Annotated in this window: 19 protein-coding genes; 3 read left to right on the top strand and 16 right to left on the bottom strand. The window is 68.3% G+C overall.

Annotated features, from left to right (window positions below):
* Nucleotides 1–46 precede the first annotated feature (46 nt).
* From AC07NB_RS10075 to rpsD, 3 genes are all read right to left on the bottom strand, one after another.
* A complete protein-coding gene (locus AC07NB_RS10075) occupies nucleotides 47–427 on the bottom strand; it encodes a hypothetical protein (RefSeq protein ID WP_494570756.1) in 381 nt (126 codons plus the stop codon).
* Nucleotides 424–642 carry a hypothetical protein gene (locus tag AC07NB_RS10070; protein ID WP_494570755.1) on the bottom strand — a complete coding sequence of 73 codons (219 nt, stop codon included), beginning with the start codon at nucleotides 640–642 and terminating at the stop codon, nucleotides 424–426. The genes AC07NB_RS10075 and AC07NB_RS10070 overlap by 4 nt, the downstream gene beginning before the upstream one ends.
* Before the next feature lie 219 nt (nucleotides 643–861).
* Complete coding sequence (gene rpsD, locus AC07NB_RS10065) at nucleotides 862–1,479, bottom strand: 30S ribosomal protein S4 (RefSeq protein WP_291832678.1); 618 nt, start codon at nucleotides 1,477–1,479, stop codon at nucleotides 862–864.
* 205 nt (nucleotides 1,480–1,684) lie between these two features.
* On the opposite strand from rpsD, the gene AC07NB_RS10060 reads away from it, so the two are divergent.
* Nucleotides 1,685–2,848: a serine hydrolase domain-containing protein gene (locus tag AC07NB_RS10060; RefSeq protein ID WP_494570754.1), complete on the top strand. Its 1,164-nt coding sequence runs from the start codon at nucleotides 1,685–1,687 to the stop codon at nucleotides 2,846–2,848.
* Here the strand turns inward: AC07NB_RS10060 and AC07NB_RS10055 are convergent.
* The 9 genes from AC07NB_RS10055 to AC07NB_RS10015 all read right to left on the bottom strand — a co-directional run bounded on the left by AC07NB_RS10055 (nucleotide 2,845) and on the right by AC07NB_RS10015 (nucleotide 9,311).
* Nucleotides 2,845–3,774, bottom strand: coding sequence for an MBL fold metallo-hydrolase (locus AC07NB_RS10055; RefSeq protein WP_494570753.1), 930 nt, complete (start codon nucleotides 3,772–3,774; stop codon nucleotides 2,845–2,847). The genes AC07NB_RS10060 and AC07NB_RS10055 overlap by 4 nt on opposite strands.
* 129 nt (nucleotides 3,775–3,903) lie before the next feature.
* Entirely contained in the window at nucleotides 3,904–4,515 is a 612-nt protein-coding gene (locus AC07NB_RS10050; RefSeq protein WP_494570752.1) for a superoxide dismutase, read from the bottom strand.
* A gap of 130 nt (nucleotides 4,516–4,645) precedes the next feature.
* The gene (locus tag AC07NB_RS10045) at nucleotides 4,646–4,873 is read right to left on the bottom strand and encodes a hypothetical protein (protein ID WP_494570751.1); all 228 of its coding nucleotides are present in this window, start codon (nucleotides 4,871–4,873) and stop codon (nucleotides 4,646–4,648) included.
* Entirely contained in the window at nucleotides 4,870–5,841 is a 972-nt protein-coding gene (locus AC07NB_RS10040; RefSeq protein ID WP_494570750.1) for a DUF4350 domain-containing protein, read from the bottom strand. The genes AC07NB_RS10045 and AC07NB_RS10040 overlap by 4 nt, the downstream gene beginning before the upstream one ends.
* A gap of 26 nt (nucleotides 5,842–5,867) precedes the next feature.
* Nucleotides 5,868–6,701, bottom strand: coding sequence for an S-formylglutathione hydrolase (gene fghA / locus AC07NB_RS10035; protein ID WP_494570749.1), 834 nt, complete (start codon nucleotides 6,699–6,701; stop codon nucleotides 5,868–5,870).
* Between the two features lie 10 nt (nucleotides 6,702–6,711).
* The gene (locus tag AC07NB_RS10030; RefSeq protein ID WP_494570748.1) at nucleotides 6,712–7,317 is read right to left on the bottom strand and encodes a class I SAM-dependent methyltransferase; all 606 of its coding nucleotides are present in this window, start codon (nucleotides 7,315–7,317) and stop codon (nucleotides 6,712–6,714) included.
* A 7-nt stretch (nucleotides 7,318–7,324) separates the two neighbouring features.
* A complete protein-coding gene (locus AC07NB_RS10025; protein WP_494570747.1) occupies nucleotides 7,325–7,708 on the bottom strand; it encodes a VOC family protein in 384 nt (127 codons plus the stop codon).
* A 78-nt stretch (nucleotides 7,709–7,786) separates the two neighbouring features.
* Entirely contained in the window at nucleotides 7,787–8,188 is a 402-nt protein-coding gene (locus AC07NB_RS10020) for a VOC family protein (protein WP_494570746.1), read from the bottom strand.
* 16 nt (nucleotides 8,189–8,204) lie between these two features.
* Complete coding sequence (locus AC07NB_RS10015) at nucleotides 8,205–9,311, bottom strand: S-(hydroxymethyl)glutathione dehydrogenase/class III alcohol dehydrogenase (protein ID WP_494570745.1); 1,107 nt, start codon at nucleotides 9,309–9,311, stop codon at nucleotides 8,205–8,207.
* A gap of 412 nt (nucleotides 9,312–9,723) precedes the next feature.
* Here AC07NB_RS10015 and AC07NB_RS10010 point away from each other — a divergent pair, with 412 nt between their 5' ends.
* Both AC07NB_RS10010 and AC07NB_RS10005 read left to right on the top strand, forming a co-directional pair.
* A complete protein-coding gene (locus AC07NB_RS10010; protein WP_492312416.1) occupies nucleotides 9,724–9,978 on the top strand; it encodes a hypothetical protein in 255 nt (84 codons plus the stop codon).
* Between the two features lie 89 nt (nucleotides 9,979–10,067).
* Complete coding sequence (locus AC07NB_RS10005) at nucleotides 10,068–10,784, top strand: NAD-dependent deacylase (RefSeq protein ID WP_494570744.1); 717 nt, start codon at nucleotides 10,068–10,070, stop codon at nucleotides 10,782–10,784.
* Here the strand turns inward: AC07NB_RS10005 and AC07NB_RS10000 are convergent.
* The 4 genes from AC07NB_RS10000 to AC07NB_RS09985 all read right to left on the bottom strand — a co-directional run bounded on the left by AC07NB_RS10000 (nucleotide 10,781) and on the right by AC07NB_RS09985 (nucleotide 13,844).
* Nucleotides 10,781–11,353 carry a manganese efflux pump MntP gene (locus AC07NB_RS10000; RefSeq protein WP_494570743.1) on the bottom strand — a complete coding sequence of 191 codons (573 nt, stop codon included), beginning with the start codon at nucleotides 11,351–11,353 and terminating at the stop codon, nucleotides 10,781–10,783. The genes AC07NB_RS10005 and AC07NB_RS10000 overlap by 4 nt on opposite strands.
* Before the next feature lie 241 nt (nucleotides 11,354–11,594).
* Nucleotides 11,595–12,677 carry a serine hydrolase domain-containing protein gene (locus AC07NB_RS09995; protein WP_494570742.1) on the bottom strand — a complete coding sequence of 361 codons (1,083 nt, stop codon included), beginning with the start codon at nucleotides 12,675–12,677 and terminating at the stop codon, nucleotides 11,595–11,597.
* A gap of 55 nt (nucleotides 12,678–12,732) precedes the next feature.
* On the bottom strand, nucleotides 12,733–13,056 hold the full coding sequence (locus AC07NB_RS09990; RefSeq protein WP_494570741.1) for a YnfA family protein: 324 nt from the start codon (nucleotides 13,054–13,056) through the stop codon (nucleotides 12,733–12,735).
* On the bottom strand, nucleotides 13,053–13,844 hold the full coding sequence (locus AC07NB_RS09985; protein ID WP_492312411.1) for an RNA methyltransferase: 792 nt from the start codon (nucleotides 13,842–13,844) through the stop codon (nucleotides 13,053–13,055). The genes AC07NB_RS09990 and AC07NB_RS09985 overlap by 4 nt, the downstream gene beginning before the upstream one ends.
* Nucleotides 13,845–13,875 lie beyond the last annotated feature (31 nt).

The raw sequence follows: 13,875 nt of genomic DNA, 5'->3' as shown, positions 1-13,875 counted from the left end.
TCGGCAAGGCGGCTGCCGGCCTACATCCCCGCTCTCGGCGGAACAGTCAGGCCGTCGGTCTCAGCTGATAGGGGTTCTCGACCGTCACGCGCGAACCGGGCTTCAGCCCCAGCTCCTCGAACGACCACCGCATCTCGACGCCTTCCGGCTGGATGTCGGCGCAAAGATCCTGCCGAATCCGGCGCAGGGTGATGATCGAGGTGTCGCCCGAGCGCCGCACCATGACGTTCAGGTCGTTCTTGCGAGTGCACCCGTTCGAGCTGACCCAGAACACGGCCTGTCCTTGGCCGACGGCGGCGGCGTGGATGGGTTCGATCTGGCCCACGGCGACACTCTGCGCCCGGTCGGGCAGAAGGCCGCCCATCAGGGCGCACGCCGACATCAGCGGCGACAGCGAGAGCACGGCGACTACGGCGGTCCACTTCATTCCGGGATCTCCGTCCCGTCGTCAGCCGCAGCGAGCCTGCTGCGCTGCGCCTTCGTCAGGATGTCGATCATGCTGTTGAGGTTGCTGACGGGCGCCACGACCCGCACGCGCGACTCGAAACGGCCGTCGCCGGTCAGGCTCACGAAATCGATCCGCGCGGTGTCGCCGACGATCCGGACGCCTCCGATCCCGTCCGCGAAGACTTCGGCGGTCATCGCCGCGCCTCCGGACCGGCCGAGCGCTCCACGGATAAGCAGCGACGCGAACGTCGGCCCGCCTTCGACCTCATCCAAACCTCCCGCCTCAAATCCTGAACGTCCGGATTGTGCGCGTGTTCTCTGGCGAAGTGAACCGGCGTTCGGGGCCGGAAAAGCAAAAGGGCCCCGGATTGCTCCGGGGCCCCTTCAACTTTGATTGCGCTGACGCGCCAGACCTTACGACGAGTAGTATTCGACGACCAGGTTCGGCTCCATCTTCACCGGGTACGGCACGTCGGCCAGTTCCGGCACGCGGACGTAGCGGACCGAGAAGCCGCGATCACCGATTTCCAGGTAATCCGGGATGTCGCGTTCCGACGACTGCTGGGCTTCAAGCACCAGCGCCATGGCGCGGGACTTTTCCTTGACCTCGATGACCTGGCCCGGCTTCACGCGGTACGAACCGATGTCGACCTTCTTGCCGTCGACGGTCACGTGGCCGTGGCTGACGAACTGGCGAGCGGCCCAGACGGTCGGGACGAACTTGGCGCGGTAGACGATCGCGTCCAGGCGCGACTCCAGCAGGCCGATCAGGTTTTCCGAGCTGTTGCCCTTGCGGCGGGTGGCTTCGGCGTAGGTGGCCGAGAACTGCTTCTCGGTGATGTTGCCGTAGTAGCCCTTCAGTTTCTGCTTGGCCTTCAGCTGCAGGCCGAAGTCCGAGACTTTCGACTTGCGGCGCTGGCCGTGCTGGCCGGGGCCGTACGAACGCTTGTTCACCGGGGACTTGGAACGGCCCCACAGGTTTTCACCCATGGCGCGGTCGATCTTGTACTTGGCGCTGTGGCGCTTGGACATGAAGTCACTCTCTATAGCGATGCGGCCCGGTCCCTCCCCAACTGGAGGGACAATCCCAACGGCGGTCCACGCATCATCCGTCATAAATCCCGCGCCCGACCGGAGTCGGGTGCGCGAAGGCGGCGCTTATGCCTATGGACAAAGCTTAAGTCAACGCCGGCGCCGACCCGTGTTACGGCGAAGCTGATCCTCAAGGAGCCCCGACATGACGTCCCGACTGCTTGCCGCCCTCGCCGCCGCCCTCGGCCTCTGCGCCGCCCCCGCCGCGGCCCAGACCGCCCATCGGACCCCCGCCGGTCCCGAGATCGACGCCGCCGTCGCTCGCCTCATGCAGCAGACGGGTTCCCGCGGCATCGCCGTGGCGGTCATCGACGGCGGCCAGGTCGCCCATGTGAAGGCCTACGGCCAGCGCAACGAGGCCGGCGATCCCCTGACGTCCGACACCATCATGTACGGCGCCTCCCTGACCAAGGCGGTCTTCGCCTACTCGGTCATGCAGATGGTCGATGACGGTCTGGTCGATCTCGACCGCCCGATCTCGGCCGCCCTGCCCGACCTGCCGTCGCTCTACGACGAGCGCCTCGCCGACCTCTACTCCGACTATCGCGCTCTGGCCGAGGATCCGCGCTGGCGCGCCATCACGCCGCGCCACAGCCTGACCCACAGCACCGGCTTCGCGAACTTCTACTGGCTGGAGCCGGACGAGAAGCTCCACATCCATTTCGATCCCGGCTCGCGCTTCGCCTATTCGGGCGAGGGCCTGACCCTGCTCCAGTTCATGATCGACCGCGGGCCGGGCCCGGACCTGGGCGACTGGACCCGCGACCGCACCTTCGCCCCGTTGGGCATGACCCGCACGAGCCTGATCTGGCGCCCTGACTTCGCGGCCAACATGGCGGACGGCTGGAAGATCGACGGATCGCCAGAGCCGCATGACGAGCGTTCCAAGGTGCGCGCCGCCGGGTCGATGGACACCACCATCACCGACATGTCCCGCTTCGCCGCCGCCCTGATCCGCGGCGACGGACTCAGCCGCGCCTCCCGCGCGGAACTGGTCCGGCCCCAGCTGCCGATCACCACCGCCAGCCAGTTCCCGACCCTGCAGGACGAACTGCCGCCCGCGCAGCGCCGTCCCGACCTCCAGTCCGGGCTCGGCGTCGTCACCTTCATCGGTCCGCAGGGTCCCGGCTTCTTCAAGGGCGGCCACAACGATACGACCGGCAACACCATGGTCTGCATCGAGCGCGGTCAGCGGTGCGTGGTCATCCTGTCCAACGACGTCCGCTCCGAGCCCGGCTTCGCCGATCTGGTCCGCTTCATCCTCGGCGACACCGGCGTGCCCTATGACTGGGAGTACGGTGCCGACTAGTTGGCTTCGGGCGTCCAGACGAAGCCGTCGTCGCGGCGCTGGAACCGGCCCAGCCCCGGGAACGGGAAGTGGACGCCGTAGATCCGCAGGTTCTGCGAGGCGCCGCGCTCCAGCAGTCCCTGCCGCGTGGCGATCGCGGTGGCGCTGTCGGCGTCCCAGTTGTTCTTCCAGTCGGGCCGCTGCACCGACAGGATCGAACTGTGCAGGGCGTCGCCGATGTACAGCAGCCGCCCGCCGCCCTGCGCGATCTCATAGCCTGAGTGGCCGGGCGTATGGCCGTCCAGCGACACGGCGGTGATGTTCGGCGCCACCACCGATCCCGGGGCGAACGCCTGCACCTTCGGCGTGATCGCCCGGACCAGATCGGCCATGTCAGCGTCGGACTGCAGGGCGGTCCATTCCGGAATGCTCAGCCGGATCGTGGCGTTGGGGAACACCAGCGCCCCGTTGGCCACCAGCCCGCCGACGTGATCGCCGTGGGCGTGAGAGATCAGGATGTCGGTGACCTGCGCCGGCGTCACGCCCGCCTCACGCAGCGAGGCCTGCAGCTGGCCTTCCGTGCCCATCTGGCCGCCCGCGCCCGTATCGATCAGCACGACCCGGTCGCCGTCCTTCACCAGCAAGGGCTGGATCGACAGATGGACGGTGTCGTCCGTGACGCCGGACGCCTTCAGCAGGGCCGAGACCTCGGCGGTGTTCGCCCACGGGCTCGCCTCCGTATTGCCCGCCGGCAGGTTCAGCGTCCCGTCCTTCAGCGCCACGGCCTCCAACTGGCCGATGCGGAAGGCGTAGGTGTTCGCCTGCACGACCGCGGCCGGGGCGGGCGACGGCGCGGGCGCCGCGGCCTTCTTCTCGGCTTCGGGCGAACAGGCGCCGAGGGCCGCGAGGAGCAGTCCGGCGGCGGCGAGACGGGCGTAGAAGGTCATGGAAACTCCGGTGCGCGAATACGGCGACGCCTGATCTGGGGCGTCCGCGCCCGAACGCCACCCCCAGGATACAGGAAAGGCGCCGCAGCGATGCGACGCCTTTCCGAAGTCCGGACTGCCCGGCCGACCTTACTTGGCGGCTTCGTACAGTTCGTTGACCTTGTTCCAGTTCACCACCGACCAGAAGGCCTTCAGGTAGTCGACCCGGCGGTTCTGGTATTTCAGATAATAGGCGTGCTCCCACACGTCGGCGGCCAGAAGGACGGCGCCCTTCTCGTCGGCCAGGTCCATCAGCGGATTGTCCTGGTTCGGGGTCGAGGTGACCTTCAGCTTGCCGTCCTGGAGGATCAGCCAGGCCCAGCCCGAGCCGAACTGGCCGGCGCCGGCGGCGTCGAAGTCGGCCTTGAACTTGTCCAGTCCGCCCAGTTCAGCGTCGATCTTGGCGGCCAGCTCGGCCGACGGTTCGCCGGTCTCGCCCTGCGGGGCAAGCAGTTCCCAGAACAGGCTGTGGTTCCAGTGCCCGCCGCCGTTGTTGCGCACGGCCTTGGGCAGCTTGGAGATGTTGGCGAACAGCTCTTCCAGCGACTTGCCCTGCAGCGCCGGATCGGCGTCGACGGCCTTGTTCAGATTGTCGACATAGGTCTGGTGGTGCTTGTCGTGGTGGAAGGTCATCGTCTCCTTGTCGATCGCCGGCTCCAGGGCGTCATAGGCGTACGGGAGGGGCGGGAGGGTGAAGGCCATGGGGAGGCTCCTTTCGACAGGTTGAGTCTGGTCCGCATGTAGGCGGCCCGGGGCGGAGGCCCAAGGCGCGGCCGCGGAAATCTTCGATGCAGGAACGCGTGCGTCCCCGGATTGGCTGCAGCGGCGAGGGCTAGCCAGCCTTCGGCAGATTGGCCTTCAGGCAGTCGCGCACCGCGCGGCGGTGATCGCCCAGCGCCGCCATATAGTCGATGCCCGCCGCCTCGAACGCGACCTTGGTCGCCGCATCCAGCCCCTGCGGCAAGGCCGCGATCACCCGCTTCTGCCCCTTGTCGTGCAGACAGAAGCCCACCTCGGTGCAGAGGGCCGCAAACATGTCGTCATAGGAAGCGTCGGTCATCTCAGGCCCTCAAGGCGGCTCAGCCAGTGCAGCAGGTTCAACGCGAACTGCTGATCGTCGTGGCCGGGGGTCTGTAGACCGAAAACCACGTCCTCGCGCCCGGAATCGGCGGGAAACTTCACCACCTGCGCGGTCAGCATCCCGGCTTCGCCCAGCACCACCACGCGGCCGCGTCCATGTTCGAAGGCCAGCCCCTGCGCCGGCAGGGCCGGTCGCGCCAGTTCGGCCAGCACCGCGTCCCGGGTCGAGGGGTCGCCCTCCACCCGGTTGTTGATCTGCCCCAGCACCTGAACGTTCGCCGCCTCGTGGTCGTCCGGCCGCAGGGCCATCAGCACTGTCGATCCCGGCGGTCCGGACAGCGACTGGCCGGTGAAGCTGCGCACCCGGCTCACCGCCTCCGATGCGTCGCGCCCGCGCAGGATCGGATGGTCGCCCAGCGTCCCGGCCTCCGACGAGAAGTTCATCTGGGAGGTGATCCGCCCGTCCTCGAAGCGGAAGGCGTAGCCCTTGCCCATGTCGACGCCCAACGCCTGGCCCAGGGTCTCGTTAGCGCTACCGTAGGGGGCGTGATCGGCCGCCAGCAACAGCGAGCCGCCGGCGCGCACCCAGGCGTCGAGCGCCGCGATCTCGCTCGCGGTGAAGGCGTCGGGACTGCCGCCGTCCGCAGGCCGCACGGCGTTGGAGATGACCAGCACGTCCACCCCGTCCAGCGCGCCCGGCTGGTCCAGCTTCTGCTCGCCCGCCCGGATGCGATAGCCGTCCGCCTGCACCAACGCCGCGAACCCGGCATAGCGGCCGCCGATGGTCTGCACGCTGCCGTGCGCCGCATCCAGCTGGATCAGAGGCCCCTCGCCGGCATAGGCCGGACGCGCCACCACCGGATGGAAGGACGGATCGCCCATCTGCTCCTGCGCCGCGGCAGGCGCGGCCAGCGTCAGGATGGACAGGATCACTACAGACCACTTCATCGGCGTCGCTCCGGTTCGCCCGGAGCCTACGCCTTCAGCCGCGCCGCATGGAAGGCCACGTGGTCAGCGATGAAGCTGGCCATGAAGAAGTAGGAGTGGTCGTAGCCGGGCTGCATCCGCACCGTGACCTTCTGCCCGCTGACCTCGCCCGCCGCGATCAGCAGTTCCGGCTTTAGCTGCTCGACCAGGAAGCCGTCGGCGTCGCCCTGATCGACCAGGATGTCGTCATAGACGCCGTTCGCCGTTCCGGCCTCGATCAGCCGGGCCGCGTCGTGCCCGGCCCATTCCGCCCGGTCCCCGCCAAGATAGGCGGTGAAGGCCTTCTCGCCCCAGGGGCAGCGGGTCGGCGAACTGATCGGCGCGAAGGCCGAGACCGAGCGGAACAGCGCCGGATGGCGCAGCGCCAGCGTCAGCGCCCCATGTCCGCCCATGGAATGGCCGGAGATCGAGCGCGTCTTCATCGTCGGGAAGTTCGCGTCGATCAGATCGATCAGCTCCTCGACGACATAGCTTTCCATGCGGAAATGCGGCGCCCACGGCGCCTGGGTCGCATCCACGTAGAAGCCCGCGCCCTGCCCCAGGTCATAGGCCGGATCGTCGGCGACACCCTCCCCGCGCGGGCTGGTGTCGGGCGCGACGATGATCACCCCATGCTCGGCCGCGGCGCGATAGGCCCCCGCCTTGGTGGTGAAATTGTCTTCGGTGCAGGTCAGGCCCGACAGCCAGATCAGCACCGGGAACGGCCCCTCTCCGCCGGGAACAAAGACCGACAGCGTCATCGGCGTACCCGTCGTCGTGCTGTCGTGCTTCAGATAGCGCAGCGTGCCGCCGTGAACGGTGTGGGTCTTGGTGGTTTCCATGCCGGGTTCTCTATCGGCCCAGCACCAGCCACGTCCAGTTCACGCCGTTGGCGATATTCTCCGCCTGCACCGAGGGCCGCGCCTCCCGATGTTTCAGCGACAGGCCGCTCGCCTGTCCCAGGGCGATCGTCTCGTCCGCCGTACAGGGGAAGACCTGACGGCTCGCCGCGCCGGCCCCGTGCCGCAGCGACAGGATCAGCAGGCCGTCATCCGCCAGCAGACCCGCCAGCGTCGGCAGGGCGATGCGCCGGTCCGGGGCGTCCAGATGCTGCCAGACGGCGGATAGCAGCACCCGATCGAATCGCTGCCCCATCGCGGAAACCGTCTCCAGCGCGGGCAGCCGGTCATCCATCCAGCGCACGGCGGGCCCGCTCCGGCGGGCCCCAGCCTCGCGCAGCGCCGCCACGGGTTCGACCGCCAGCACGCTTGAGCCGCGTCCCGCCAGCCAGGCGGCGTTTGTCCCCGCCCCCGCCCCGACGTCCAGCACCCTCGCGGGCCCCGGCGTCAGAAAGGCGTGGACGGGCGACAACAGCCCCGCCGGATCGATGGCCTCCGCCCGCGCGATCTGGTCGTCAGCGGCGTCGGCATACCCTTTCAGGATCGCGTCCACCGACATGATGTGCCTACTTCGGCCGGTGCATGGCGCAGATCTTGTTGCCCGACGGGTCGCGCAGATAGGCCAGGATCATCGGGCCAAACGGGCCGTTGCGCTCGCCGGGCGGGTCCTCGATCGCGCGGCCGCCGGCGGCGACACCGGCGTCGTGGAAGGCCTGGACCATTTCGGGTGTCTTGGCGTGGAAGCCGATGGTGCCGCCGTTGGCGTGGCAGGCGGGGTCCCCGTCGATGGGCTTGCCGATCGCGAAGGCGCCGCGCGCCGAACGCCACCAGTAGCGCCCCTTGGGATCCGGCCCGGCCGCGGGCTCCAGCCCCAGGGCGCCGAGCGCGGCGTCATAGAATTTGCGCGACGCCTCGATGTCGTTCGCGCCGACCGTCATGTGGGTGAACATGGCTTTCCCTCCCTGCCTTGCTATTGGTTAGTCTTTTTAGAGAACTGATCTCGACGCGCAAGCCGGTCGGACGGGAACTCAGCCGCCCCCGCCCGGATCGCTCGGATCGGGGAAGTAGAGTTGATTGCCGTCCGGATCGCTTACGATCAGGGACCGGTAGCCCCACCAGCCCCGGGAGAACTCCACGCCGCCGGCCGTGAAGGCTTCCGGCAGCGCCGCCCAATCCTCGTCGGTCAATTCGATGAACAGCATGCCCGCGCCGACCTTGTCGGGCCATTGCTTGCTGAAGATGATCTCGCACTCGTCACGCTGCACCTGAGCGACCACTGACGGTCCGCCGGGTTTCGTCGGCGCGGGCAGTCCGGGCGCATCGTCCTCGGCGAATTTCCACGCCACGGCGAACCCCAGCCGGCCATAGAATTCCAGAGCGACATCGACGTCCGTTACGAACAGGACGGGCCGGGTGTACCACTTCGCCATCGTCAGGGCATCCGCCCTAGAAGACTACCACGCTGCGGATGCTCGTACCCGCATGCATCAGGTCGAACGCTTCGTTGATCCGCTCCAGCGGCAGGGTGTGGGTGATCATCGGGTCGATCTCGATCTTGCCGTCCATGTACCAGTCGACGATCTTCGGCGTATCCGTCCGGCCGCGCGCGCCCCCGAAGGCCGAGCCCCTCCAGACGCGGCCGGTGACCAGCTGGAACGGACGGGTGGCGATCTCCTTGCCCGCCTCGGCCACGCCGATGATGATGCTCTCGCCCCAGCCGCGGTGGCAGGCTTCCAGCGCCTGGCGCATGACCACGGTGTTGCCGGTGCAGTCGAAGGTGTAGTCGGCGCCGCCGCCGGTCAGCTCGACCAGATGGGCGACCACGTCCGACACTTCCTTCGGATTGACGAAATGGGTCATGCCGAAGCGGCGGCCCCACTCTTCCTTGTCGCCGTTGATGTCGACGCCGACGATCATGTCGGCCCCGACCATCTTGAGGCCCTGGATGACGTTCAGGCCGATGCCGCCCAGGCCGAAGACCACGGCGTTGGCGCCGGGCTCGACCTTGGCCGTGTTGACCACCGCGCCGACGCCCGTGGTCACGCCGCAGCCGACGTAGCAGGCCTTGTCGAAGGGGGCGTCCTTGCGGATCTTGGCCAGCGCGATCTCCGGCAGAACCGTGTAGTTCGAGAAGGTCGAGCAGCCCATGTAGTGGGCGATGGCCTGGCCCTTGTAGCTGAAGCGGCTGCTACCGTCGGGCATCAGCCCCTTGCCCTGGGTGCCGCGAATGGCGGTGCACAGGTTGGTCTTGCGGCTCAGGCAGCTTTTACACTGGCGGCATTCCGGCGTGTACAGCGGGATCACGTGATCGCCGACCTCGACCGAGGTGACGCCCGGTCCGACCTCGACCACCACGCCTGCGCCCTCGTGGCCCAGGATGCTCGGGAAGATGCCTTCGGAATCCAGGCCGTCCAGCGTGTAGGCGTCGGTGTGGCAGATGCCCGTGGCCTTGATCTCGACCAGCACCTCTCCGGCGCGCGGCCCCTCCAGATCGACCTCGACGATCTCCAGCGGACGTTTGGCCTCGAAGGCGACGGCGGCGCGGGTTTTCATGGCTGGGCTCCTTGATTTGCGCCTGTGTGTCACGAGGTGCGTCGCAAAGGCCAGACCGTCGCGACGCCAATAAAGTGCACTGTGAAAAAATGGAGTGCACATAGTGCACTTTTGTAAAGTGTACTTGACATCGCTCACGCTCGTCCGGGACGTCCGGAGGACTTTAGCGGAGGGATGCGTCAAAGCCGGTCGCACGACCGCACGCGCCCGGCGGAAGCTCACCCTGCCTGCACGGGTGGAAGCAAACTCCGGAGTGTCCATTTGGGCGTTCGGCGTTCGACGGACTTCAACCTCTCGCGACTTAGAAATCTCCTAAGGTTGTGAGGCGTCCGAAAACCACAAGCAAAGGTTGCCGTCGCGCCGAAAAGAAACGACAGTCCCAAGGTCTGAAACCACCCTTGGAGAGACGACCGTGAAACTTGGAAGCGCCGTTGCGGCCATGGCCGCCGCCCTGTGTCTGTCGGCCGGTGTCGCGCCCGCCGTCGCCGTCAGCGATCCCATCATCTACGCCGGCACGACCTACTGGTACTGGGACGAAGCCCATACCCAGCTGGCCGGGTACCAGATCGTCGAGTGCAATGGAGTCCGCCACGGCCCCTACCCCGGCCCGGGCGAGCCCTATGCCTGGATCACCGAGCACGAGGTCTTCGTTCCCCTGAACTGCTAGCGGCCCAGTCCGGATGGCGGCGGCGCCGGGCCGCCATCCGGACGACGCCACGCGCTGCGAGGCCGACCCCGTCGATGCTATGAAGACCCATGGCTTCTGGAAACCTCGTCATCCTCACCGGCGCCGGCATATCGGCCGAGAGCGGCGTCCCAACCTTCCGCGCCGACGACGGCCTGTGGATGGGACATCGGATCGAGGATGTCGCCACGCCTGAAGCCTTCGCCCGCAACCCCGCCCTGGTGCAGGACTTCTACAACAAACGCCGCCGCCAGCTGGCCGAGGTCCAGCCCAACCTCGCCCACCACGCGCTCGCCGAACTGGCCGCGCGATGGGAGGGCGACTTCCTGCTGGTGACCCAGAATGTCGACGACCTGCATGACCGCGCCCATGCCTTGCAGCCGCCCGCCCCGGGCTTCGAGCTGATCCACATGCACGGCGAACTGCTGAAGGCGCACTGCACCGCCACCGGCGCGGTCATCGACTGCCCCGACGACCTCGACCCGCGCCACGACAGTCCGTTCAGCAGCGAAGGCCGGCTGCGCCCGCACATCGTCTGGTTCGGCGAAATGCCGCTGCGCATGGAGCGGATCGAAGCGGCCATCGCGGACTGCGATCTGTTCGTCTCCATCGGCACATCGGGCGCGGTCTATCCCGCCGCCGGCTTCGTCCAGGACGCCCGACGCGCCCGCGCCCGCACGGTCGAGATCAATCTCGACCCGTCCCACGGCGCCCGCAGCTTCGACGAGGTCCTCTATGGTCCGGCGACCCGGACCGTGCCCGCATTCGTGGACCGGCTGCTGGGCTAGGCCAGCCAGCCCATGTGTTCGGCCAGGATCGAGGCGCCGATCACGATGAGCGCCACCCCGCCCAGGAACTCGGCCGCCTTGCCCATCCGCGCGCCCACGGCCTTGCCGATCAGCATGCCGATGGTCGTCGCCACGAAGGTGGTGAAGCCGATGCTCGCGGCGATGATCCAGATGTTGGCGCCGATGAAGGCCAGGCCCACGCCCACCGCGGCCGCGTCGATCGAGGTGCCGATGGCGGTGGCGACCAGGGCCAGAACGCCGTTGCGCGCCGCCCTCGCGCCGCCGTCTTCATCGTCGACGGGCTGGAAGGCCTCCCACAGCATCTTGGCGCCCACCGCCCCCAGCAGGCCGAAGGCGATCCAGTGATCGACCTGTTCGACGAAGCCGGCGGCGATCAGGCCCAGAGACCAACCGATCAGCGGGGTGATCGCCTCGATCACGCCGAAGACCAGGCCGTTGCGGACGGCCGTGGCGAAAGGGGGACGATGGGCCGCGCCGCGCCCCACGGCGGCGGCGAAGGCGTCCGTCGACATGCTGAGCGACAGCACCGCGATGGAAAGAGGGGTCATGAGAACGAATCCGCCGGGCGCACGAGACAGCGCGTTCGCGACCCTGCCGGTAGGGGCCCGCGAAGCACGCTGGTCTCGCCAGGCGGACACTCGGTCCGCTGATCGCACCACGAGTCCCCAATCCTCGGATCGAAGGCTACGAGTGTGTTGACGCGATCCCGGCTGAACGTCGCCGGCGGCTACTCCCCAACGAGGCGGCTCCTACAGGAACCGATTTGCGGGATCAACCGCGTGACCCGTCTCAAGCCGGCGGCGAGGCTCCGAAGACGGCGTCGCCGAGCCGGCCGCGCACGGGATTGGGCAGGCTGGTGTTGTTGAGGATCACCAGCGTGCGCCCATCGTCGAACCGGTGCGCCAGCAAGGCGCGATAACCCACCGTGCTGCCCGTGTTCCAAGCCGCCGGGCGCGCCTGTCCGTCGATCATCAGCGTCCGCACCCGCCCGCCCAGCGCGTAGTCGTCGCCCGTGGCGATGACGGTCCTCAACCGGCGCTGCGAATCCGTGGACAGCAAGTCGCCGTCGAACACCCCATGCGCGGCCTTCAGCAGGTCGGCGGCGGTCCCGTAATAGCCGCCCGCAGCCAGCATCATCGGCATTCGCTCATTGGGCTGGCGCACCAGGGGCTCCAGCGTGCGGTAGGACACCGCCGTGCGCGGCGTCTCGATGAAGGCGTCGTCGCCGCGGATCTCGTTCAGGCCCAGCGGCTCCAGCAGCAGGGTCCGGATGGCGTCCGGGAAGGCCTGCCCGGTCACACGCTCGACGATGCCCAGGACGATGATCCAGTTGGTGAAGGCGTAGTCGAACTGGGCGCCCGGCTCGAACTTCAGGTCGCCCTGGCAGAACAGGCGCAGCGCCTCCTCGGTCGGGATCACCCGCGTCCGCAACGACGGATCGGCCCGCATGACGTCGCCCAGGAGGGCCGGCACGCCGCTGGTGTTCGACAGCAGGTGCGTCAGGGTCAGCTTCGCCCCGGTGTCCGCCCGGTACTCCGGCAGCCAGGTCGTGATCGGCGCCTCCAGCGACAGGCGGCCCTGGTCCACCAGCTTCAGCACCGCCGTCGCCGTCAGCCATTTGGAGATCGAGGCCAGGCAGTAGACGCCGTCCGCCCGCGTCGGGACCCCCGCCTCGACGTCGTGCATCCCCAGGGTGATAGTCTGCTCGGCTCGCCCCGCTCGGCCGGTCATCAGCACGCCGGTGAAGCCGGTTTCGGCCGCCAGGGCGCGCAGCGTCGCCTCATCGGCGTCGTCCGCGAGCGCGCGTGAGGCGAAGGTGGAGCCGGCCAGCAGGGAGGCGGCGGACCCAAGGACGACGCGACGGTTCAACATGCCGTCCAAGCTCCACCGTAAACAGGCGTTTTTGCGGCGGCCTCCAGCCCCGACCTCAGCCTCTGGGCGCGAACAGGATGATCCCGGCCCCGGCCAGACAGACCGCGCCGCCGATCAGGTCCCAGCGGTCCGGAGGACTTTTCTCGACCATCGCCATCCAGATCAGCGAGGCGCAGATATAGACCCCGCCATAGGCAGCGAACGCCCGTCCCGCCGCCGCCGCCGGCACGAGGGTCAGCAGCCAGGCGAAGGCGATCAGAAAGGCCACGCCGGGGATCAGCCACAGCGGCGAACGGTCCAGCTTCAACCAGGCCCAGAAGGCGAAACAGCCCGCGATCTCCGCCAGCGCCGCCAGCGGATAGATCCACAGCGCCTTCACTCCTCGGCGGCCTTCCGGTCCGCCGCCGCCCGCGCCTCGGCCATCTTGGCCAGCACCCGGCCGCGCCCCTTGGCCAAGGCGTGGATGGCGCCTCGGAAGGTGGCGACCTCCTGCTCGCTGAAGGCCGAGCGGCCCAGCATGACGCGCAGGTTCTGGCTCATCGACCGCTTCTTCTCGGGCGGGAAGAAGAAGCCCCCGGCCTCCAGCTCCGCCTCGAAATGCTCGTACATGCCGATCAGCAGTTCGTTCGAGGCGGGCGGATCGATCTCGCGGAAGCGCGGCGGCGGAGCGTCCAGGATCAGGGTGCGCCACTCATAGGCGTTGATCGCCACCGCCTGCGCCAGGTTCAGCGAATGGTGCTTCGGATCGATCGGGATGGTGGTGATGCCGGCGGTCAGGGCGATATCGGTCGTCTCCAGCCCCGCCCGCTCGCCACCGAACAGCAGGCCCGTCTTCAGGCCCGAGGCGGTGTCGTCGTACAGGATGCGCGCCGACTCGCGCGGCGTGCGCACCGGCATCCGCGTCTCGCGCGGGCGGGCCGTGGTCGAGAAGACGGTGTTCAGATCCGCGACCGCCTCAGCCACGCTGTCGAACACCTTGACCTCGTCCAGCACCCAGTCGGCGCCCGAGGCCGTGGCCCAGGCCCGCTCCTGCGGCCAGCCGTCGCGCGGGCTGACGAGGCGCAGTTCGCTCAGGCCGAAATTGGCCATCACCCGGGCCACGGCACCGATGTTGTCGGCCAACTGGGACTTGTCGAGGATGACGACGGGCGGGGTCAGGTCGGGCATGGGCCGTCCCTACCCCCGCAGGCCGTCGGGC

The organism is Brevundimonas sp. GW821-FHT09G01, from assembly GCF_059416065.1.
This window is presented reverse-complemented; position numbering and strand designations above follow the sequence as displayed.